24 protein-coding genes and 1 pseudogene are annotated in these 21657 nt (G+C 39.4%); 1 reads left to right on the top strand and 24 read right to left on the bottom strand.

Features of this window, described 5'->3' with window-relative positions:
* Positions 1-74 precede the first annotated feature (74 nt).
* From NLF99_RS13490 to mutY, 8 genes are all read right to left on the bottom strand, one after another.
* Complete coding sequence (locus NLF99_RS13490; protein WP_313260521.1) at positions 75-758, bottom strand: OmpA family protein; 684 nt, start codon at positions 756-758, stop codon at positions 75-77.
* Between the two features lie 131 nt (positions 759-889).
* Entirely contained in the window at positions 890-1645 is a 756-nt protein-coding gene (locus tag NLF99_RS13485; RefSeq protein ID WP_185213047.1) for a hypothetical protein, read from the bottom strand.
* 56 nt (positions 1646-1701) lie between these two features.
* Positions 1702-2103: a hypothetical protein gene (locus NLF99_RS13480; RefSeq protein ID WP_254528934.1), complete on the bottom strand. Its 402-nt coding sequence runs from the start codon at positions 2101-2103 to the stop codon at positions 1702-1704.
* Positions 2104-3513 (bottom strand): 23S rRNA (uracil(1939)-C(5))-methyltransferase RlmD, encoded by a 1410-nt coding sequence (gene rlmD / locus NLF99_RS13475; protein WP_185213049.1) that lies wholly within the window; start codon positions 3511-3513, stop codon positions 2104-2106.
* Between the two features lie 577 nt (positions 3514-4090).
* Positions 4091-4696 carry a TetR/AcrR family transcriptional regulator gene (locus NLF99_RS13470; protein ID WP_185213050.1) on the bottom strand — a complete coding sequence of 202 codons (606 nt, stop codon included), beginning with the start codon at positions 4694-4696 and terminating at the stop codon, positions 4091-4093.
* A gap of 89 nt (positions 4697-4785) precedes the next feature.
* Complete coding sequence (gene pheS / locus NLF99_RS13465) at positions 4786-5826, bottom strand: phenylalanine--tRNA ligase subunit alpha (protein WP_254528932.1); 1041 nt, start codon at positions 5824-5826, stop codon at positions 4786-4788.
* A gap of 61 nt (positions 5827-5887) precedes the next feature.
* On the bottom strand, positions 5888-6340 hold the full coding sequence (locus NLF99_RS13460) for a single-stranded DNA-binding protein (protein WP_185213052.1): 453 nt from the start codon (positions 6338-6340) through the stop codon (positions 5888-5890).
* A gap of 25 nt (positions 6341-6365) precedes the next feature.
* The gene (mutY, locus tag NLF99_RS13455; protein WP_254528930.1) at positions 6366-7409 is read right to left on the bottom strand and encodes an A/G-specific adenine glycosylase; all 1044 of its coding nucleotides are present in this window, start codon (positions 7407-7409) and stop codon (positions 6366-6368) included.
* Positions 7410-7537: 128 nt separating this feature from the next.
* Between mutY and NLF99_RS13450 the strand changes: the two genes are divergently transcribed.
* Positions 7538-8398 carry a M23 family metallopeptidase gene (locus NLF99_RS13450; RefSeq protein WP_185213054.1) on the top strand — a complete coding sequence of 287 codons (861 nt, stop codon included), beginning with the start codon at positions 7538-7540 and terminating at the stop codon, positions 8396-8398.
* Positions 8399-8458: 60 nt separating this feature from the next.
* On the opposite strand, the gene NLF99_RS13445 is transcribed toward NLF99_RS13450, so the two are convergent.
* The 16 genes and pseudogenes from NLF99_RS13445 to NLF99_RS13370 all read right to left on the bottom strand — a co-directional run bounded on the left by NLF99_RS13445 (position 8459) and on the right by NLF99_RS13370 (position 21567).
* Entirely contained in the window at positions 8459-9331 is an 873-nt protein-coding gene (locus NLF99_RS13445; protein WP_254528928.1) for an alpha/beta fold hydrolase, read from the bottom strand.
* Between the two features lie 236 nt (positions 9332-9567).
* Entirely contained in the window at positions 9568-10338 is a 771-nt protein-coding gene (locus tag NLF99_RS13440; RefSeq protein WP_185217407.1) for an ABC transporter ATP-binding protein, read from the bottom strand.
* Positions 10338-11342, bottom strand: a complete 1005-nt coding sequence (locus NLF99_RS13435; protein ID WP_185213057.1) for an iron ABC transporter permease — start codon at positions 11340-11342, stop codon at positions 10338-10340. Before NLF99_RS13435 ends, NLF99_RS13440 begins: the two co-directional genes overlap by 1 nt.
* A gap of 33 nt (positions 11343-11375) precedes the next feature.
* Positions 11376-11825, bottom strand: coding sequence for an urease accessory protein UreE (locus tag NLF99_RS13430; protein WP_185217408.1), 450 nt, complete (start codon positions 11823-11825; stop codon positions 11376-11378).
* Complete coding sequence (hypB, locus tag NLF99_RS13425) at positions 11825-12538, bottom strand: hydrogenase nickel incorporation protein HypB (RefSeq protein ID WP_185213059.1); 714 nt, start codon at positions 12536-12538, stop codon at positions 11825-11827. Before hypB ends, NLF99_RS13430 begins: the two co-directional genes overlap by 1 nt.
* A complete protein-coding gene (locus NLF99_RS13420) occupies positions 12531-12884 on the bottom strand; it encodes a hydrogenase maturation nickel metallochaperone HypA (RefSeq protein WP_185213060.1) in 354 nt (117 codons plus the stop codon). Before NLF99_RS13420 ends, hypB begins: the two co-directional genes overlap by 8 nt.
* 1 nt (position 12885) lies before the next feature.
* Entirely contained in the window at positions 12886-13815 is a 930-nt protein-coding gene (locus NLF99_RS13415; protein ID WP_254528926.1) for an urease accessory protein UreD, read from the bottom strand.
* A gap of 11 nt (positions 13816-13826) precedes the next feature.
* Positions 13827-14441, bottom strand: coding sequence for an urease accessory protein UreG (gene ureG, locus NLF99_RS13410; protein WP_093099259.1), 615 nt, complete (start codon positions 14439-14441; stop codon positions 13827-13829).
* 11 nt (positions 14442-14452) lie between these two features.
* Complete coding sequence (locus tag NLF99_RS13405; protein WP_254528924.1) at positions 14453-15118, bottom strand: urease accessory protein UreF; 666 nt, start codon at positions 15116-15118, stop codon at positions 14453-14455.
* A 22-nt stretch (positions 15119-15140) separates the two neighbouring features.
* A complete protein-coding gene (locus NLF99_RS13400; RefSeq protein ID WP_185217411.1) occupies positions 15141-15635 on the bottom strand; it encodes an urease accessory protein UreE in 495 nt (164 codons plus the stop codon).
* 6 nt (positions 15636-15641) lie between these two features.
* Entirely contained in the window at positions 15642-17495 is a 1854-nt protein-coding gene (gene ureC / locus NLF99_RS13395; RefSeq protein WP_185213064.1) for an urease subunit alpha, read from the bottom strand.
* A gap of 86 nt (positions 17496-17581) precedes the next feature.
* Positions 17582-17884, bottom strand: a pseudogene (gene ureB / locus NLF99_RS13390) (urease subunit beta); the annotation flags it as partial.
* A gap of 18 nt (positions 17885-17902) precedes the next feature.
* Positions 17903-18208, bottom strand: a complete 306-nt coding sequence (gene ureA, locus NLF99_RS13385; protein WP_185213066.1) for an urease subunit gamma — start codon at positions 18206-18208, stop codon at positions 17903-17905.
* A 35-nt stretch (positions 18209-18243) separates the two neighbouring features.
* Positions 18244-19440, bottom strand: coding sequence for a porin (locus NLF99_RS13380; RefSeq protein WP_185213067.1), 1197 nt, complete (start codon positions 19438-19440; stop codon positions 18244-18246).
* 74 nt (positions 19441-19514) lie between these two features.
* Positions 19515-20897 (bottom strand): cell wall metabolism sensor histidine kinase WalK, encoded by a 1383-nt coding sequence (locus NLF99_RS13375; RefSeq protein WP_254528922.1) that lies wholly within the window; start codon positions 20895-20897, stop codon positions 19515-19517.
* Positions 20887-21567, bottom strand: coding sequence for a response regulator transcription factor (locus NLF99_RS13370; RefSeq protein ID WP_254528920.1), 681 nt, complete (start codon positions 21565-21567; stop codon positions 20887-20889). Before NLF99_RS13370 ends, NLF99_RS13375 begins: the two co-directional genes overlap by 11 nt.
* Positions 21568-21657: the final 90 nt, after the last annotated feature.

The raw sequence follows: 21657 nt of genomic DNA, 5'->3' as shown, positions 1-21657 counted from the left end.
ACCCAGTAATCAGCAAAATCAAAAAAAAAGGTGTCAATTTACTTGACACCCTTTTCAAATTATTTTTTACAGTCTTATTGACCTGCTTCTCTTTTAGCTTCTTCTTGCATTTTCTTACTTGCAGTAATAATGATCTCAACACGACGGTTTTCTGCTCTTCCTGCATCAGTATCGTTTGATGCAATTGGCTCAGAATAGTTTTTACCTTCTGTTTTGATACGGCTACCTGCTAAACCTTGAGAAACTGCGAATGATTTTACAGATGCGGCACGACCATTAGAAACTTTTTGGTTTGCTTGTAATGTACCTACGTTATCTGTGTGACCTAACACCAAGATTTCAGTATCTGGTTCTTTATTCAAGGTCTCAACTAATTTAGCGATGTTTTCCTTTGCAGATGGTTTCAAAGCTGTACTGTTGAAATCAAACAAAATTCCAGAGTCAAATTTTACCAAAATACCCTCACCTGCTTGCTCTACTTCAGCACCAGCTACTGTATTTTCGATCTCTTTGGCCTGTTTGTCCATTTTCTTACCGATCAAAGTACCTGCAGCTCCACCAATTACAGCTCCAGCGATTGCTCCAACTGCCGTGTTACCTGCTTTACTTCCGATTAATGCTCCAAGAGCACCACCTGATGCAGTACCGATTACTGCTCCTTTTGTAGTGTTACTACTATTTTGAATGGTTGAACAGCTAGCAAATAACATAGCTGATGTAGCTACTGTCAATCCATAAACCGCTAGTCTTTTATTCATTTTCATAATCAATTTGTTTATCTTTTATACTAAATAATTTATTGTCAATTTATAGTCAACTTATTTGCAAAGCCAATGCCAAAAGCTTTTTTATCGCCTTTGTCAGTTGCAACATATTAATTATCAGTATCTTATTTTTCCTGAACAGGAATATCTAACTTCGGTAAACGTTGTGATTTAGGGCGCCCTTGAGCATTCCAAGTCTTAAAAGATGAATTGATGTAATTCATCAGATCGTATTGACCCCAACGCGACGCAGTGGCATAGGATGGTCTATAGATATCCATAAAAGATTGTAATTCCTCTCCTTCCAGATGGGTCAGTTTGGTAACTATGGTTTTATTGAAAATACGGTCTACCTTAGTTTCTTCAAGCTCTTGGTTCATGAACTTCTCAAAACGCTTCGCATTTTTGGCTTCCTTTCCAAAAAGGTTATACAAGGCTGTTGCAGGACTGGAAACATAGGTGCCAAATTTATTCTGTCCACCATTGTAGACTCCTTTGCTCTCGTAGTCATTCAACATCTCCTTCATCTCCATCTCCTTCGTACTACGGGTCACAACAACGGTCTCGATCCGATTACCCGCCTGCAAATCCACCAAAATATCTTCTAGCGTGTTGATCCTAGTTTTGATAGGTCCATATCCAACTTTACTGATGGTAATGGTATCACCAACATTAACTTCAATATTAAAGACACCGTAAGAGTTACTCCTCACAGTTTGTTTGGTCCTCTGGTTGACCACGTTCGCATCACTAATCCTAGTGCTTGTCCCTTTTTCCAGAACCAATCCAGAAATTATGTTATCCTGATCTTGGGCATGTGCAGCAAGCGCCAAGAAAAACAATGTACATAACAGGGCAATATATTTTACTTTATTATACATCCAATTTTAAAGGTAATAATACTTTTGACTAGGAAATGTTAAAAAGTTTTAAATCACTATGCATTATATGGATAGAAAACAAAGTTTGCACCCTCTGGAACCACAACGAACAAACACATAAAATCATTCGCTGATTTGAAATTCCTTTCGAAATATTCTTTCTTATCTTCCTTTATGACCCCTCTATCGACAAACTCTTCCAGGGAACTCGCTTGAATGCTCCATTGTGTATTCAGCTCATCCCTGTCCAAGATCATTTCTCCCAAATCAACCTTCAACTGGTGGGCAACAAAAATAGGATACAGAGTATAGCCTTCTGCCATCATTTCAGCAGATACCTCTTGAATAGACTCCTTATAAAAATCGAGGTCTTTCTTCAAGCTTACTAATGGACTCTGCCCTTTTCCTGCTTTACCTTCTTCTTCGGGTCCTTTATTTAATAGATCCTGTAAATCCATTTATTTCTTCAATTTTAACAATACTACATTCTCAACATGTTGCGTATGGGGGAACATATCTACCGGTTTTATCCGCACAACCTCATACTTACTGGTTAAGCTTTCCAAATCACGTGCCTGAGTTGCAGCATTACAACTTACATACACTACTTTATCACTTTCCATTTCCAAAATCCTATCTACGACATCGGCATGCATACCTGCTCTAGGCGGATCGGTAATCACAACGTCTGGCTTCCCATGTTCTTGGATAAAATCAGCCGTCAACACATCCTTCATGTCACCTGCATAAAATTTCGTGTTATGGATTCCATTGGTCTCAGAATTGATTTTGGCATCCTCAATAGCTGATGGAACATATTCCACGCCAACAACCTCGCGAGCAGATCGCGCCACAAAGTTCGCGATAGTTCCAGCACCGGTATATAAGTCATAGACTAGCTCATCTCCTTTTAGATCAGCAAAGTCTCTGGTAATCTTATAAAGTTCGTATGCTTGTCTGGAATTTGTTTGATAGAAAGATTTAGGACCAACTTTGAATTTGAGGCCTTCCATTTCTTCATAGATAAAATCACGGCCTGAATAAACATGTATATCTTGATCAAAAATGGTATCATTCCTTTTTTGGTTGATGATATATAATAAGGAAGTAATTTCAGGAAACTTGTCTTTAATAAAGGACATCAATAAATCTACCTGTCCTTCTTCAGGATATGCAAAAACCACGATCACCATTAATTCACCAGTGGAAGAAGTTCTGATGATTAAATTTCGAAGGGAACCTTCATGGTCCCTTAGATCATAGAATGAAAAAAAGTTTTCTTTAGCAAATTCAAAAATGCTATTCCTAATATCGTTAGAAGGCTCTTGTTGCAAATAGCAATGGTCAATGGTCAAGATCTTATCAAATCTACCTGGAACATGGAAACCCAAAGCATCCATGGAATCCCCAGGTTCAACCTCATCTAGACTGGTCAACCAACGTTTGTTCGAAAAAGTATATTCCAGCTTATTCCTATAATATTCTGTCTGCGCAGAACCTAAAATCGGCTCCATGCCAGCAACATCCACTTTTCCAATACGGGACAAGGCATTCCCTACATACTGCTCCTTGAATTTCAGCTGAGATTCATAGGTCATGTGTTGCCATTTACAGCCTCCACACACACCAAAATGTGAACAGAATGGATCTATCCTATATTCAGAAGCCTTCTTCACCTCAGAAATTTTACCCTCCGCAAAATTCTTCTTCTTGCGGATCAATTCAACATCCACCACATCTCCAGGCACTGCCCGCTCAATAAATAAAACTAAATTATCATGCTTGGCAACTCCCTTGCCCTCTTCCGCAATGTCAATAATCTCAACATCCGTAATAAATTTTTTTTCCTGAGGTATTCTTCTTCCCATATTGGCGCAAAAATACGCAAAAATTTAATAGCAAAATGATTTAACAATCGTGACAGCAATGTGCTAATTAATTCTACTGTTAGATAATGGAAAAAGATTAAGGAAAACAGAACCGAGCGAAATATTTATCTTATTAATCTACCCAAGAGAATTTCAATATTAATTAACATGATTGGGTAGGGCTAAACGACAGGCCCCAAAGACTATTGTCATTAAGTTAAGGATTTTCTTTTTTGAGGTCACAATTTTATAGGGTCTTCTCAAAACAAACGCCCATTCTTCCGAAGGAAGTCCCTTATCCCACGCCTCATTTCCAATGGCGGAAAAATGGAAAGAATGCCGTTGCTGTGTGCGATGGGATTGGCCTTGGATGCTTTCAAGAAATTCTAAAGGGAGAATTTTGAAGAACGGCATCCTCGACATCAAGGCATTCTTTTCTTGTGTGAATGACTGTGCGAAAAGCCATCTTAAATGAGCCGAAGCCTTTTGGTTACTTTTGGGCCTCAGAAGTAACGAAGAATCTGCATAATGATTATTTCTTAACTTAACTACATTGCCCCAAAGCCCTATAAAATGTCTATTGTCTTATATCTAAAGCCTCTTTCTTAGACTCCAAAAGAGTAGCTTCAACTAAATAGGGAAGGATTTCTTTCTGGAAGGAAATAAAATTCTTACGCACATCGGCCTCAGATACAGCGGTAAATGCGAAAGAAAATACAATGTTTTTGGAAGTTTTAATAAGGAAGGTCAATCGTTCTTCGGGAATCATATTGGCAATGGTTTCATTCTGCATAAACGAACGCAGCAATAGAAACTCCAGGTCATCCGAAAGAAGTTTAAGGTACTCCTGGGCATTGACCGACTCACGGATAAATTCCCAACCTACAAATTCATTACAGACCGTATAGGTTACACGGCTAACCCTCAAAATGGTATTGGCAAGGAAAAGTGCCAGGTCTTTTTCATTCACGTTCTTGTTCAGGATATCATAGACATTGTCCTGGATATAATCCATCAGAACCTCATGTAAAATCAACTCCTTACTTGCGAAATATTTATAGAAGGTTGCTTTAGCAATGGAAGCATTCTTGGCCAGCTCATTAACACTGGTTTTATTATAGCCATATTTCCTAAATAGATCTCTTGCAGATTTCTTTATTGCTATAACCACTTTGTCTTCCATGAAGCTGTTTTTTTGAATTTGGGATTCAATTTTTTATATGATTCTACCCAAGACCATTAAAATCTCGGGTAGAATACTAACCAATTGGTTTAAATAATCTCTGTCTCAAATTGAGATAAGAAACGAACATCGTTTTCTGAGAACAAACGCAGGTCGCGGATCTCATACTTCAGGTTTGTGATCCTTTCGATACCCATACCGAAGGCAAAGCCTGAATATTTCTTACTGTCGATTCCACAATTATCCAACACGTTCAGATCTACCATACCACAACCAAGGATCTCTACCCAACCTGAATATTTACACATCTGGCAACCTGCCCCTTTACAGATGGTACAGGAAATATCCATTTCAGCTGAAGGTTCAGTAAAAGGGAAATAAGATGGACGGAATCTTACTTTCGTGTCTTCTCCGTACAATTCTTTCACAAAGTGATATAATGTCTGTTTCAAATCAGCAAACGACACATTCTCATCCACATATAATCCTTCGATTTGGTGGAAGAAACAATGCGCTCTCGCAGATATTGCTTCATTACGGTATACTCTTCCCGGCATCAAAGCGCGGAAGGGAGGTTTCCCTGCTTCCATCAATCGAACCTGAACCGAGGAGGTATGCGTACGAAGCACAACATCATTTCCATCTTGCTTCTTGATAAAGAATGTATCCTGCATATCCCTAGCTGGATGCTCTGGAGCAAAATTTAACGCTGAGAAGTTATGCCAATCATCCTCAATCTCATTTCCTTCAGCAACTACAAAGCCCAACTTCTTGAAAATCTCAACAATCTCTTTTCTTACTAAGGAAAGTGGGTGTCTAGATCCCAAGGTGAAGCCTGGACCTGGTAAAGTCAAATCTCCTTCAGGATTTGCCGATTGACCTTCAGATTGATCTGCAAATTGTTCCGATGCCTCTTTAAATGTATTTTCAGCAAACTGCTTGAATTCATTCAATACTTTTCCTAAAACCCTCTTTTCATCCGAGGATACCGTCTTGAACTCTTCAAACAGGTTTTTCACGATGCCTTTAGACACCAAAAACTTTAATCTAAATGCTTCAACATCTTGGGCTGAACTTGGCGCAAATGCCTTTATCTCTTCAGTATACTGCGTTATCTTATCTTGCAACATGTGTCAAAGATACAGCAATTTTAAAAAATAAATGAAATGGTACAATATTTAATTAGGTAGATTAAAATGGTAGACCATCACTATCGTCGTCATTCTCTGTAAAGTCGACGGCTTGTTCCTTTGGTTCACTGCTAGTGGGGGCTCCACTCGTGGCACTCTGTTGTGGGCTTTGAGGCTCAAAATCAGAACGTCTACCCAATAAATTAAAACTCTCTGCTACGATCTCTGTCGTATAGCGACGGATACCTTCTTTATCTTCATAAGAACGTGTCCTCAATTTCCCTTCTATGTAGACCAATTTCCCTTTACTCAGGTACTTTACCGCAACATCTGCCAGACCGCGCCACAATACGATGTTGTGCCATTCAGTCTGCTCTACACGACGGCCATCCTTGTTGAAAGTCTCCGAAGTTGCCAACGGAAAACTAGCAACACTTACATTTCCTTCTAAATAGCGGATTTCTGGGTCTTTTCCAAGATGACCAACTAAAATAACTTTATTTACTCCCGACATACAATAATTTAGGATTTAGTGAGCACTAAAAATAATGTTCCACAAAGGAACTAATCAGTTTATGTTTAGCTAATGTATCTAATTTTTCTAATAAAAAATAATTCCAAAAGCTTTTTTTGACCAATTCCCGATTATCCATATCAAGGCTATAAAAGCGGGCAAAAATATTCTGATGGCTTAAAATATGCTTCACTTGCCCTTTTATCATTTTAGGAACTGTTTCCCCAAAATTATTCCTGTACTCTTCTAATTGTACCAATTCTGCTACATTCAAATCCCCTTCACTCTCTATCATCGGAAACTCATACAAATTGGCCCAAACATCTCCTTCGGATCGTTGTGACATCAAAACAGACCCCTCTTTTTCAATTATAAAGTAATTAAAATACCTATCTCTACTTTTTTTACCTTTTAGTTTAACCGGCAATCTATCAACCAAACCCTCTTCATAGGCCCTACAATCTAACCTCAAGATGCAATCTTCACAATTTGGATTCTTGGGCTTACATTGCAGGGCACCAAAATCCATTATTGCCTGATTGTATTCCGCAGGATGCTCCCGATCTAACATCTCTTCAGCCAATTTGGAAAAAAGCTTTTTCCCAGAACTGCTGTTGATCGCCTCATCTATTCCAAAATATCGAGCTAATACCCTAAATACATTTCCATCCAGAACAGCATGCGCTTGGTTGCTGGAAAAAGAGGAAATGGCCGCAGCTGTATATTCCCCAACACCTGGCAATGCCAAAAGCATCTGATAATCAGTAGGGAACTCCCCATTATGCCTATCCAAAACCTGTTTACTCGCCTTATGCATGTTCCTCGCCCTAGAATAATAGCCCAAGCCTTGCCATAATCTCAAAATTTCAGACTCCTCTGCTTTCGCAAACTTTGTTACATTAGGATAGTTCTCTAAAAATTTGAAAAAATACGGCATCCCTTGCTCAACCCTTGTCTGCTGAAGGATGATTTCTGATAACCAAATGATATAGGGATTCTTGGTCTCACGCCATGGTAGAGCTCTTTTATGCTGAGCATACCAGGTTAAGATTCGTTCCGAAAATGACATAATACAAAGATGATAATTTTAACCCTCCCTATTCCTTAAAAAGTTATAAAATGTTAAAATTTCTTGCAATTATTTTAACATCCTCTATTTTTACGCCCGGCTAACATAAAGTGGGAGAGTAAAATACTATGACAAAAAAGAAGACTGCCGTTGAAATTCTAGACTCAAACGGCGATTCGAACTTGAAGATTCAGATTCCAACTATTGTTTTAAAAAATTGGAAATATATCCTAGCTGGAGGAATCTTCTGTATCTGCTTGATATGTGCAACGATTGTATATGTTGCCACAAAATCAACAAGTGACCATTACGAAGAACAATTGACTAAGAAGATTGAAGCGCTCGAAAAAGCGAAGCAATCCTTGGCTCTGGAAGAAGCAACCAACCAACTTAGTACAGTTCAAATCCAAAAATCCTTCGATGCTATTGATAGTGCAGTAAACCAAATTAATGCCAAAATGCGCAGAAGAGGTTTAAAAGAGTTTGCGCCGAAGCTTAAAAACGCTGGTGGACCGGTAGAAGAAGAAGTTAATCTACCTGAACTTATCAAATACTACGAAGCAACGGTCAAGAAACTGGACAAAAAATTGGAAGGTGTGCCTTTGGGAACTCCCCATAATGGAAGGATTACCTCTAGATTCGGATACCGTAGAAACCCTTTTACAAACCGTGGCCTTGAAATGCATTCAGGTATTGACATCAGCGGAAGAACAGGTGAGCCAATTACGGCCACAGCTGCTGGCAAAGTAGTTTATGCTGGATATAAAGGGCAATATGGGAAAGTCGTAATCGTTGAACATACCAACGGTTGGGAAACTAGATACGCCCATCTTTCAAGCACTAAAGTAAAAAAAGGTCAAAAGGTAGAGGCCGGTCAACAAATTGGAAGACTTGGTAGCACCGGTAGATCAACCGGACCTCATCTTCATTATGAACTATTGAGTTTCGGAAGAAAAATAAATCCTGAAAAAACACTGATCTTCAACTAAAAGATCATAAAACATAAAAAAAGGCTTTCTTTTAACCAAGGAAGCCTTTTTTTATGCCCTTTATAATTTGTCTAAAAAGAATTTCAAGGTTTCTTTAAATTGATCCGGACAAGCATAATGCAAATTATGGTTATCACAATCATAAACCTTTAGCTGGATTAGATCGGGATGTAGGTTTTTCAGGTCATTATTCCCTTTGCTGGTATCAAACAAATCATCTGGCCCTTTAGCTTCAATAATTAAGAGAGGAACATCCAGTTTAGCATAAATTCTCAAGGGATCAATATTTACCATGGATGCAGCATATTTACTTGTAGACTCTGGCGAATTTAAAACCTGCAAATAATGTAGCCTATCCTGCATATGCATATACTCATTTAATCCTTTATAAAGTATCCATTGCTTTTCCTTCCGCTTCATAAAACCAAAGGATTGCCAAAGTGAATCCGAATCTTCCAAAGACTTTATATTCTTGTATATTTCAAAGTCTGAACCATACGCAGCAAATAACAGCTCCTTCAAATCATCTGGGAATTCAACGGTCAGTAGGAATTCTTCCAACTTGTCTTGCTCCATCTCATCAAACATACGCTTGAATGAAACTGAACCACCTTCTTCTAGGATAATGGCACGAACCATTTCTGGATATTTCTGATAAAATGCCGTAGCAAGATAAGCTCCTCTTGAAAACCCAGCAATTACCGTTTGATTGACTTCCTCATGCTTCAACAAGTGCGCAAGATCGTCTGCAAAATTCCAGAAATCAAGATCCTCCTTAGGTATTTCGGTTAATCCATGTCCATAATGATCTATTGAAAGGACACAGTAACCCTGGTTGACCAGTTCTTTAGCAAATGGATAAAAATCATAAGCCGACAACAGACTTCCCGGTAACCAAACAAAGACCTTCCCTTTATTTTCACCCCATTTCAAATATGAAATTCTATGATTTTTAGTTTGAACAGATTTCCTGTGTTTAGATTCAAAGGACTGAAACTTCGCTTTATCTTTTAGAAAATCTCCATATAGCCCAGAATCATTCTCCTGGGAATAGACAAAATCAGATAGGAAAAATATACTTAATAACAATAGAAGAAATCGAGGCATACTGATTAGCAAATGGATTCACCTCAAAAATAATAGGTTTATTGGATTTAACTGATTTATTATCACACAATCCTTGGAACGATAAGTTGTCCACCCAAATAATCCACCCCAGCTAACTTAACTTGATATGTGGTCTCTAAGGCCGAAATCCTATCTTTTGGATTATCGCTTGACAATTCATTCAACCGTCCTTCGTTCATCAAAAAATGCCGGTCTCCATAGAGCAAGGCCAAATTCGGATCATGCATAATACAGATCACGGTAGTACCTTTACTCACTAGTCGCTTTAAATGGTCTAGAACTGCCACTTGATAATGTAAATCCAAGTGATTGGTTGGTTCATCCAATAATAATACCGAGGGCTCCTGCAAAAGTACCCTGCACAATAATATCAGTTGCCGCTCTCCTCCCGAAAGCGAAGTATAAGGTTTGTCCCTAAGGTGCAACAGACCGAATGACTCCAGAGCAGAATCTACCAAAGCTTTGTCCTGAACGGTTGGCGAAAATTTGGAGAATGCAGCCCTACCTGTCAACAGGACATCCAATACCTTGAAGGGAAAGGTACTATGATGGAACTGTGGCATAAATCCAATCCTAACCTTGGCATTTTGATGGGGCTTGATTTTCCTCCTCTCCATACCGCCAAAAACAACCTCGCCTCTATACTCCCTTTCCATCCCTGAAAGAATATTAAAAAGAGTAGATTTCCCACTGCCATTCCTTCCCAATATCACACTAAATTCAGCAGAACGGAATTCAGCATTCAACTCCTTCAGGACCTGATGGCCTGAAAACCCAAAAGTCAAACCTTTTATGCTAATCAACTCTTCCATTAGTTCCAGTTTACAGCGTTTTTTCGCATCAAGTAAATAAATAATGGTGCCCCTAGCAACATCGTAAATACACCGATCGGTATTTCAAATGGCATTAAGGTCCTAGATAGATCGTCGATCAACAATAAAAATGACCCTCCGATACTAATATTTGCAAAGACACCGATTTGATTATTGGGTCCAAAAATAATTCGGGTAAGATGAGGAACGATCAATCCAAACAGACTGATCATGCCCACTGCAGAAACCGAAGCAGCAGTTATCATGGTTGCCAAACCTATCATCAATAATTTCATTCCCTTGGGATTTACACCCACCGCCATAGACTCTTCATCCCCTAAAGCCAGTAAATTTAATCTCCACCGGAAGATGATAATCAACAATATCCCTCCAACAATGGGTAGGACTGAACTGTTCAGCTTTGCCCATGAAGCTGTATGTAGATTTCCCATGGTCCATTGCACAATAGCCTGTAATTTATAGGGGTCGCTCATATATTGCAAGACCGTTAAAAAAGCGGTAAATACCCCGGAAATTATCATTCCCGACAAGACCATGGTAATCAAAGTCGTTCTGGTCTTTGAATAGGATACCAAGTAGGTGATGCCAACAGCCAAGACTCCAAATAAAAAAGCAGAAAAAGTAATGGAAAAAAAGGAAACCAGCATGGAAAGTGCGGCTCCAAATGCTGCCCCTGAGGAAATCCCCAGTGAAAAAGGATCCACAATAGGGTTCCTAAAAATCGCTTGCAATACCGCTCCTGAAACTGCAAGTGCTGCCCCTACCAAAAAGGTCAACAATATCCTCGGTAATCTTACCTGCCATAAAATAGTGGCCATATTCTCATTTACAGTTCCACTGCCGCCAGTTGGATGAAGAGCTGCAACAATATGGTCATAGAGCTCCTCAATTCCCAACACTCCCGTACTTCCCCATGCCAATGAAAAAATAACAAGAAATATAGGAACCAAAAAAAGTAAGATGACTTTCAATCGCTTAATCATTCCATTTTTTGTTTTCAAAAGCCTTAACCCTCCTTAAATAAAGTTTCCGAAGGCTTTCAATGCTGCACTCGGTAATAAGGTCATTTCCTCTAAGACCACTTGGTCATCAAATTTCTCCTTCAACGCCTGGAATAAACGTCCATCATAAGAAACTGCAATCCTGTCGTCAGCTACTTGAAAGATCGGCAGATGTCGATTTCCCACGTCATAACAGAACTTCCCAACGGTATGGATCGAAGTTGAAGTCAATAGAATACAAAGACAGGCTTTGATCCGGATCCGAATGGAAATTTCTGCATCTTGATAGATTAACTGCCCATCTTGAAAGGTCGCCTTTTCAGGCAGCTGAATCTTTACGGCAAGACCTGATACCGTTTTCCTGTTCAAATAAGTCCTATTGACTTCATACCATTCCAATTCTAGGAAATCATCCTTATCATGTTTAGGAATTGACTTGCTGACCAATTTTTCAATGATAATCATTAGACTACCTGGGAAATTGCCTTCTTCTCAGCAACTTTATTCTTTAACCAATCACACCATTCATCTAAACCCTCACCCTTCAAACTGCTGATGGATATAACTTCTAGATTAGGATTGACTTCCCTCGCATCTTTTGCTGCGGCCTCCACTGAAAAAGGAACATACGGCAACAAATCCGCCTTTGAAACCAACATCAATTCACTGGTCAAAAACATCCTTGGATATTTCTTGGGCTTGTCATCGCCTTCAGTAGCTGCCAATACCGTTACCCTATAATCTTCACCTAGATCGAAGGCTGCCGGACAAACCAAATTCCCAACGTTCTCAATGAACAAAAGGTCTACATCTGTTAGATCGATATGATCCAATGCCTGCAATATCATCTGCGCTTCGATATGGCACATTCCTCCGGTCACGATCTGAAGGGCATTGATGCCAACCTCTCGCATACGGACCGCATCACGCTCGGTTTCTGGATCACCAACCAATACGGCAATATTTAATTCCTTACCTAATCGCTTCCCAGTCTCTTGCATCAAGGTTGTCTTTCCACTTCCCGGAGAGGAACAGATATTGATCACACAGATATTAGGAATTCTGTCGCGAATGGCTTTTGCAACAAAATCATTTGCCTTCAATAAATTCAAAGAGGTATTATCACATTGCACAGAGCCTACTGGCATCTGATTACTTTTTGCTGTACGATTACTCATGGTCTTTCTTTTTAAATGTCACTTTACTAATTTTCAATTCTTCACCCTGCACTATTTTGTCCGAACCTTTTCCACATGCACAAACAAAGCGATGGTACTTCACCTCAAATTCCTCCCGGCAATCTTTGCAGTATGCTATAATCGGTAAAATCTCAACGTCAAGTTCAACGTCAGCATATTCCGAAAATTCCTCCTTATAGGCCTCAAAGGCATTGTGTATCAATACCGGCTGAATATTACTCAGTAAGCCAGCTTGTATCTCTACCCCGACGATATCCTTAAAGGTTTCTGGATATGCCTGTTCTAAGGTTTGGAAAATATCTTTTACAATGGATAGTTCATGCATATTATTCGGCTATTACTTCTAATTTCTTGGTAGATTCTGCTTTTTTGAATGCTTTTTTTGCAGCCTTCTTTTTTATGGGAACTTCTAAAGGAACTTCCTCAGCTGTCTCCTCTTCAATGACCTCCATCTTGGCATTAAGCTCCTCAATTTTATGCTGGGAAAACTCCCAACATAACTGCCCCAACATCAATAGAAAATCATACAACAGTTCTCCATTATTCCCCAATGCCCTAAAGATGACAACATCATTAGCTGCCTGGGTGAATCCATATGTTATATCCTCATAATCCTGTACCAATATCTCATCCAGTTCAACCTTCAGGTCCTTGGCAAAGGAGCTTGAAAACAGCAAGGTTGCCTGATGGGTATAGCCCTCAAAGAACAACATCTTCTGGATCGGTTGCTTAGCTGGACTTAGAAACTGATTATCAATAAAAATGAGTTTATTATCCTTATAGATTTTTGTTAAGGAGTGAAGCTGGCTAAATACAAAAGACTCTTTCATATGTACCCGGCCAGAACAGATAATATCACCCCAAATCAACACAGCATCCTTATCCATATGGATTTCATTTTTAGCCAAAAAAATGGAATCCTTAAAGGGAGTTATGGGATGTGGGATATAGTGAAATATTGCATTTCTTTCCAATTGGATCTGAGTTTCCTGAACCGCTCCTATCTTCATGGGATGAACCTTGTTAAAAGATTGAGTGAACAACTTAAGTTCAGCAGCCTCTTTCACATGGACATCTATGGTCAATTTATCCTCATCCATTACACCTGGAGATGCACTCATGATGATCATCTCCAGATGTTCATGGAAGGTAGGTGAACCGTAATAAGTCAGTTTATAGGGAGCACTGTGATAACTCTCTTTTAAAACAGTTTTTTGGTTTTCTTTCTCCGCATTTATCTTAATTGCACTATCCATAAAACTGAGTTTTAATTCTCTAAAAGAGCATACTTCTTAATCCAATTTTTTACATCTTCCAATCCATCCAAAGTCATCATATTGGTAAAGATAAATGGCCTATCCCCTCTCATCTTTAGGGTATCCTTTCTCATGACCTCAAGATCAGCATTGACATAAGGAGCCAAATCTATTTTATTGATCAACAAGAGGTCCGATCGGGTTATCCCAGGACCACCTTTTCTTGGCATTTTCTCACCTTCCGCCACATCTAATACAAAGATGGTTACATCGGCCAAGTCAGGGCTAAAAGTTGCCGTTAGGTTATCTCCGCCACTTTCCACAAATATGATCTCAGCATCAGGAAATCGGGAGGCAAGATCCTCCACAGCTTCAATATTCATTGAAGCATCCTCGCGAATTGCTGTATGAGGACATCCCCCCGTTTCCACTCCCATGATGCGTTCGGCAGGTAATGCTGAATTTTGTTGAAGATACATGGCATCTTCCTTGGTATAGATATCGTTGGTAACAACACAAATGCTGTAATCCTCAGACATAGACCTTGTCAGTCTTTCAATCAATGCTGTTTTCCCAGAGCCAACAGGCCCTGCAACACCTATTTTTACGTAATTTCTTGCTGGCATATTTTTATGTTTTATGAAATGTAGATCCGTGTATATAGTTTTTCATGTTGCATGCAACGTATATCTTGAGCTACACAACAATTGCCGACCAGATCTTCCTTCAAATCGGCCTGTTTCTCAACCAAGTCATTAATAAGTGGCTGAAGTTTAAATAAAATCTGTTGCGCATCCATTTGGCTAATAGGAACCAGTTTGGCACAGTTGGTTACAATGCCATTTAAAGAGTTATAATAGAATGCACTCAATGCATCCTTATTATCAATCTTTTGCGCATGTGCATACATTGCAAATGCCATGGCATAATGCCCATGGTACTCATTGGCTTGAATGCCTTTCAGATAACTGCTGCATCGAGCAACAGGATGTAATTTCTCCGTCAACTTCAAGAACCTAATCCCAAGTTTCTTGCTCGCATCTCTGATCTCAAACGGGGCCTTATAAGCTGTTATTAAGGCGTCTAATTCCGCAATCCGCTTTTTGGTTGCCCTGGATTCACAGATCTCCCAAGTTTTATGGAAAAATGCGGCATCGTTATAGTAAAAGCTATTCTCCAACATGGAACTTGCATATTCCCGGGCAGTCTTGCTATCCTTGACTATCCCCTTAAATATGTAGGTTTCCAATCCATAAGAATGCGTAAATCCTCCGATCGGAAATACCGAATCGTTAATTTGCATGAGGGTCAACAGTGGATTCATCTTAATCTTCCTTTACTAATATTATTTTATTCTTAAAATTTGATACCTGATGCATCTTTAGTACATCAGTCCTTTCAATAACTCGTTCTTCAATCAATGGCCGGAATCCTGCTCTTTTTAATTGATCAAACAAAGGTTTTTCGAATGCCGTAATGACCTCATTTTGGTCATTGATAAATATTGGAATATGCTTATTCCCAATCTCAAAACAGGCAATCGCCATTTCCTTGATCGATTGCGGCTCAAAAACAATACAAGAGCAGGGCAATACCCGTACAACAATGCAAATTCCATCCGCATCATATAGCACATCTCCGTCCTCAAGTGCCACAGAGTCTAGGTTCCTGAAGCCTAACTCTTTCCCACCTGTACTATATGCCCGGATTATTCTTTTGGTTGTATCAAACCATTCCAGTTCTAAATATTCTATGGGATTTATGAAAACTCCAGAGCCTGAATGATGGATATTGCCTTTTATTGCTCTTGATACCAGCATGATTACTTAAAACAAGAAATATCTTTGTGCCATAGGAATTTCGCTAACCGGTTCACAGGTCGCTAAAACTCCATCCACGGTTACTTCATATGTATCTGGATTAACCACAATATTTGGCGTGGCACTGTTATGGACCATATCTTTTTTCATAACGGTCCTACAGTTTTTCACTGGCAAGTTCTTTCTGCTCAATTTCAATTTCTCCATATTCCCATTGTCAATGGAAATCTTGGATACGAAATTATAGCAAACAGAAGGCAAAGCACGTCCATAACTACCAAACATTGGCCTATACATGACTGGCTGTGGTGTAGGGATGGAACCATTGGCATCACCCATTTTTGAACTCAGGATCATTCCTCCTTTGATGATCAATTCAGGCTTCACGCCAAACATGCTCGTTTTCCACAATACCAAGTCAGCATATTTGCCCTTTTCGATGGACCCGATGTATTCATCTATACCATGCGCTTTAGCTGGATTTATTGTGTATTTAGCGATATAACGTTTCACACGGAAGTTATCACTGTCCTTACCTTTATCCTCCGCTAGTGGACCACGTTGTACTTTCATTTTGTGCGCTGTCTGGAAAGTCCTTGAAATAACCTCACCAACTCGACCCATTGCCTGGCTATCCGAACTCATGATTGAGAATACGCCCATATCTTGGAAGATATCCTCAGCGGCCATCGTCTGTGGACGGATCCTGGAATCGGCAAACGCTACGTCTTCCTTAATCTTTTTGTCCAAGTGATGCACCGCCATTAACATATCCAAATGCTCATCTACTGTATTTACAGTAAATGGTTTGGTCGGATTCGTCGATGCTGGAAGGATATTCGGGTACATAGCGATCTTGATGATATCTGGAGCATGCCCTCCACCTGCACCTTCCGTGTGGAAGGTATGGATCACACGACCATTAATGGCAGCAACAGAGTCCTCTAAGAAACCCGCCTCATTTAAGGTATCGGTATGTATGGCAACTTGAACATCATATTTATCGGCCACTTTCAGCGAGGCGTCAATGGTAGATGGAGTAGCACCCCAATCCTCATGGATCTTTACCCCCAATGCGCCGGCTTCAATCTGCTCCTCAATTGGTTTCATCGTGGAAACATTTCCTTTCCCAAAGAATCCAACATTGACAGGGATGTTCTCAAATGCTTCGAACATCTTTTCTAAATACCATTTCCCTGGTGTAACTGTAGTAGCATTGGTACCATCAGCTGGTCCAGTACCACCACCGATAAAAGTCGTAACTCCACTGTACAATGCTGTTTCAACCTGTTGAGGACTGATAAAGTGAATATGCGTATCGATTCCTCCAGCAGTAAGGATCATTCCGGCACCACTGTGGACTTCAGTAGACGCACCGATCACCATGCCATCAGTTACCCCTGCTTGAATATCTGGATTACCCGCTTTTCCAACTCCAACGATTTTTCCATCCTTAATACCCACATCGCCTTTTACAATTCCCCAGTGATCAATGATGATGGCATTGGTAATTACAAAATCTAGCACACCTTCATCACGCAAGGCACGTGCAGATTGCCCCATTCCATCACGGATGGTTTTACCGCCACCAAATTTGTTCTCTTCACCATATACATTGAAATCTTTTTCTATTTCAATAAAAAGCTCTGTATCGGCCAATCTAACTTTATCCCCAGTGGTCGGGCCAAAAAGTGATGCATACTTATCCCTAGGGATATGTAAAACGCCATCTATGTATTTAACCGATGATTTATCGATTCCTAATTTCTCTAATCCGAGTGCATCCAAACGCATTGCTGCAGTTCCAGCGGTTGTCAATCCAACCACTTTGATCCACTCTCTTCTATTCCATGTTCCCATTTTTACTGTGTTTTATGTTATTTGGAATTCCTATATTTTAGTTCTTTTATTTTCGCCATGGCAGCTGATTTCACTTTGGAGTCTGTAACCTTTCCATTGGTCAAACCGTTGAAACCATGAACCTCTTTATTGCCTCCGATCTCCACCAAAATGACCTTCTTCTCTTCTCCCGGTTCAAATCGGATAGCGGTACTGGCAGGAATGTTCAAACGCATGCCGAAGGCCTTCTCTCTATCGAAAGACAAAAATTTGTTGACTTCAAAAAAATGATAATGCGACCCTATCTGAATAGGTCGATCACCTTCATTCTTTACAGAGATATCAACGGTCTTATGACCGTCATTGGCAATAATCTCCTCCTTTTTCAATATGTATTCTCCTGGAACCATCTTATGTTTTTTTAAAGGTTAACGAATTGGATTATTTACGGTAACTAACTTTGTCCCATCGGGAAATGTTACCTCCACCTGAATATCATAGATCATTTCTGGGACACCTTCCATCACTTGGCTTTTTGTCAACAACTTAGTGCCGAACTCCATTAAATCTGCAACAGATTTCTTTCCCACTCGGGCCTCTTCCACAATCTGTGAACTGATATACGCTATGCTTTCTGGGTAATTTAACTTGACCCCCTTCTGGAGTCTTTTTGCAGCTAGCTCTCCGGCTAGATACAACATCAACTTTTCAGTCTCTCTCGGTGTTAATCGCATATGTTTTTTTGTATATATTTTTTTCTTATCCTCTTTTACAAAACTGGAATGGTAAAGTAAGCCCCTAGGGACAACCTGTTAAATTGTTGCCTATCCATGTTTACTACATCTTTGTATGAAACCGTATTTCCCATGTAGCCCAAATAGAACCTGAGGTCTTTTGTTAAGAATGGCTTATGTTGTAAGGCAGCGAAATAGGTATAGTTTGTCCTGAAATCATTCCCTAACTCATCATCCGCATTTGACCCGGCGGTCTCCACTCCTCCTTTTAAGGCAATCTCCCATTTGTCCGCCAAGAACTGGTCAAACCTTAAAATGGCAGATTTATAAACGATATCCTTCGAAAGGGTTCTTGCAGCCCCGGTCCTTGCATAGAAATCATTGATAACATTGGAACCGATTAAGGCATGATCAACCGCATAATATGAATATTGAAGATCTAGATAGATCATTTGACGATCGGTCTTGTACTTATTCGCTAATGAAACGGCATGGTTGGTATTGCCTTTTGCAAATTGAGATATATTATAAGACCATTTTGTATTGAATTTTTTCTCAGCAAATGCTCCTATCCAGGTAAAGTATGCTCCTAACGGTGCTTTCGATGCTTCCAACCCAGATGCTGAAAGGTTATTGTCTGCCAATAATCTATCAAAACTGTGGTTACTGGTATTATAGACCTGCAGATTTAGGGAGTGATTGGGATCGACCTCATAACTCAGCATTCCTCCGACCACAAATAGATTTAAGATCCGGTCTACGTAGTCTGTAAATTTATACTCATAAATGGGGTTATTCTCGAATTCATAACTACCCACAATTGCACTTTGCTTTCCTAAGGTAACCGACCATTTATTGTCTTTGCCGAATTTGTATTTCAAAAAAGCAAAATCTAATGCAGCAGATCCATTGTCTTGACTAGTGGGTGCAAAGGAGCGGTTAAGCCTAAACCTAACCTTATAAGAAAGTTGGTCATTGTAATCTCCTCCTAATAAAATACGCGCTTCATCAAGATTGGCATTTACCTTACTGTCATCATTCCCTAAGTTGTTGGCATTTAATCCGGCACGGAGCAATACATCTAAATTGATCAGCTTGGAAGCCTTGGGTTCTTTTTGCCTAATGCTGTCTTGTTCGGATTGTTCGTTCACCAAAGAATCGGTCAATTCTTCAGCTAGGGAAAGCTGTAAAAATAAAAGGGGAAAAAGGATTATCAGGAGATGTTTTTTCATGTCGAAATTATTCGGTACTGACCAAATATAGTTTCAACATATAAAAATGAAATTAGCCTGAAATTAGAATGAGATTAGAAAGATGGTTTAGGGATTTTCACACTGACCGTAGTCCCTTTATTTTCCTCCGTATCGAGCTCTAGTTGAACATCATGCAAGATGAAAATATTGCGCGCCAAAACTAATCCAAGGCCATTTCCATAGATCTCGCCGACATTGGAAGCCCTAAAAAAGGAATAATAGATATTGGAAAGATCTTTTTCTGGAATACCGATTCCTTGATCAATAATTTTAATAATGATAAACTCCTGATCAAATTCCATGAGAACTTTTACCGCTTTGTCGTCACCATATTTTATGGCATTGGACAATATATTACTAAAGGCAATATAGAACAGATCTGGGTTTGCTTTCACCAACAGATCATCACTATCCTCCGGTATATTGCTGAGATCAAACTGAACTTTACTGTTGCTGTTTAACTCCGTTTCGGTTTTAATTACTTCAAACAATAATTCATCGATACGTACTGGAAGTATATCTCTAATTTTCCGTTGGCTCCCCAAACTCGACATCACCAAAAGGTCTTTGATCATAAACTTCATGCGGTTGGTATGATGTATGATCGTGTCTATTGACTGATAGGCTTCATGCGATCGGTCGATTTGTTGTTGTGCAAGTTCTGCTTCCCCGCCGATAATGGTCAATGGAGTTCGTAGGGAGTGGGATGCATTCCCAATAAAGCTTTTTTGCAATTGGACTGCAATATCCAAGCGGTCAAGCATGGAATTATAGTTAGTATATAATTGATCAATTTCATCGCCTTCACTACTGAATTTATTGCTGAGTCGATGATCAAGGGTGGCAATGTTGACCTTTTCCAGCTCATCATTCAGTACTTTCAACGGATTAAGGATCCTATTGGCAAAATAAAAAGCCAACCCAATGATGAACACAAAGGAAATTAAACCGCCCGTTAGCAAAGTTTGATCAAGGTCCTTTTGCTCTCCATGTCCATAATCATCAATCCCCTCAGAAATCACCAATAAGTTCTCGGCATGCTGCTTATCCTCAAAAAACAGGGCTAAATAAGAAACATTTTTATGGAGAAAGGTAGCTCTACCCTCTTCGATTGCTGTTTTATAAAACTCAGATGGCATGGGCAGGTCAGGCCTGATCCGCAATTGGTTGCTCCCTTTAACAATCCTGAGGTAGTAATCATTTCCTTCTGCCAACTGCTTCAGGTATTTCCGCTTTACCTCATAATAAATTTGATTGTTATACTCATCATTTTGGATGATATGTTCTCCAACTATGCGGGCATTTTCTTCTAAACGATGGAAAAATTTGGTCTGTAAGCTGTCTCTGGTAAAATAGGAGACATAATAGGCAAATAGTACGATCAAACTAATTGCTATTAAGGAAAAGGATAATATGATCTTTGCCTTAATTTTCATTCCGCATCACGTATCCCATACCAATAACGGTATGGATCAACTTGTTCTCGTATTGTTTATCGACCTTTTTCCGAAGATAGTTGACATAGACATCAACCACATTGGTACTCATGTTGATATCCATCTCCCAAACTTCCTCCAGGATATCCATCCTTGAAATCACCTTGTTTTTATTGACCATCAGATATTCCAATAGGCGGAATTCCGTAGCGGTCAAGGAAATAGCCTTTCCGTCACGTGAAACATATTTACTGGACCTGTCTAATAACAGGTCGCCTATCTGGATAAGATGATTGCTGGAATTGTTACTGTTGGATTTACGTAATTGCCTATGAATCCTAGCTTTGAGTTCTTCAAGCTGAAAGGGTTTTGTCATATAATCATCGGCATCCCTATTGAAAGCTTCTACAACATCTTCTGTTTGATCCAAAGCTGTCAAGATCAAAATAGGAACATCCTTGTCAAAGCTGCGTATCTGTCTGCAGACATCCAACCCATTCATTTGCGGTAACATAACATCTAATATAATCAGATCAAACTTCTTGGAGCTAGCTAATTTTAACCCACTAATTCCATCAGTGGCTACAGAAATTTGAAAATCCTCATATTTCAACCCGCGTTGAATAAGGGATATTACTGAACTCTCATCTTCGACTAATAATATTTCCAATACTTTTTAGATATAATACGTGAATCGTAATAAATATACAAAAAAGTGAAAGTTATTTGCTTAAAGTCTAATAAAAGGATTCAATTAGAT

The sequence above is a fragment of the Sphingobacterium sp. LZ11T8 genome (assembly GCF_024261425.1).
GTDB lineage: Bacteria > Bacteroidota > Bacteroidia > Sphingobacteriales > Sphingobacteriaceae > Sphingobacterium.
The sequence above is the reverse complement of the archived record's forward strand: the minus strand, read 5'-3'. Positions and strand labels throughout refer to the sequence as shown.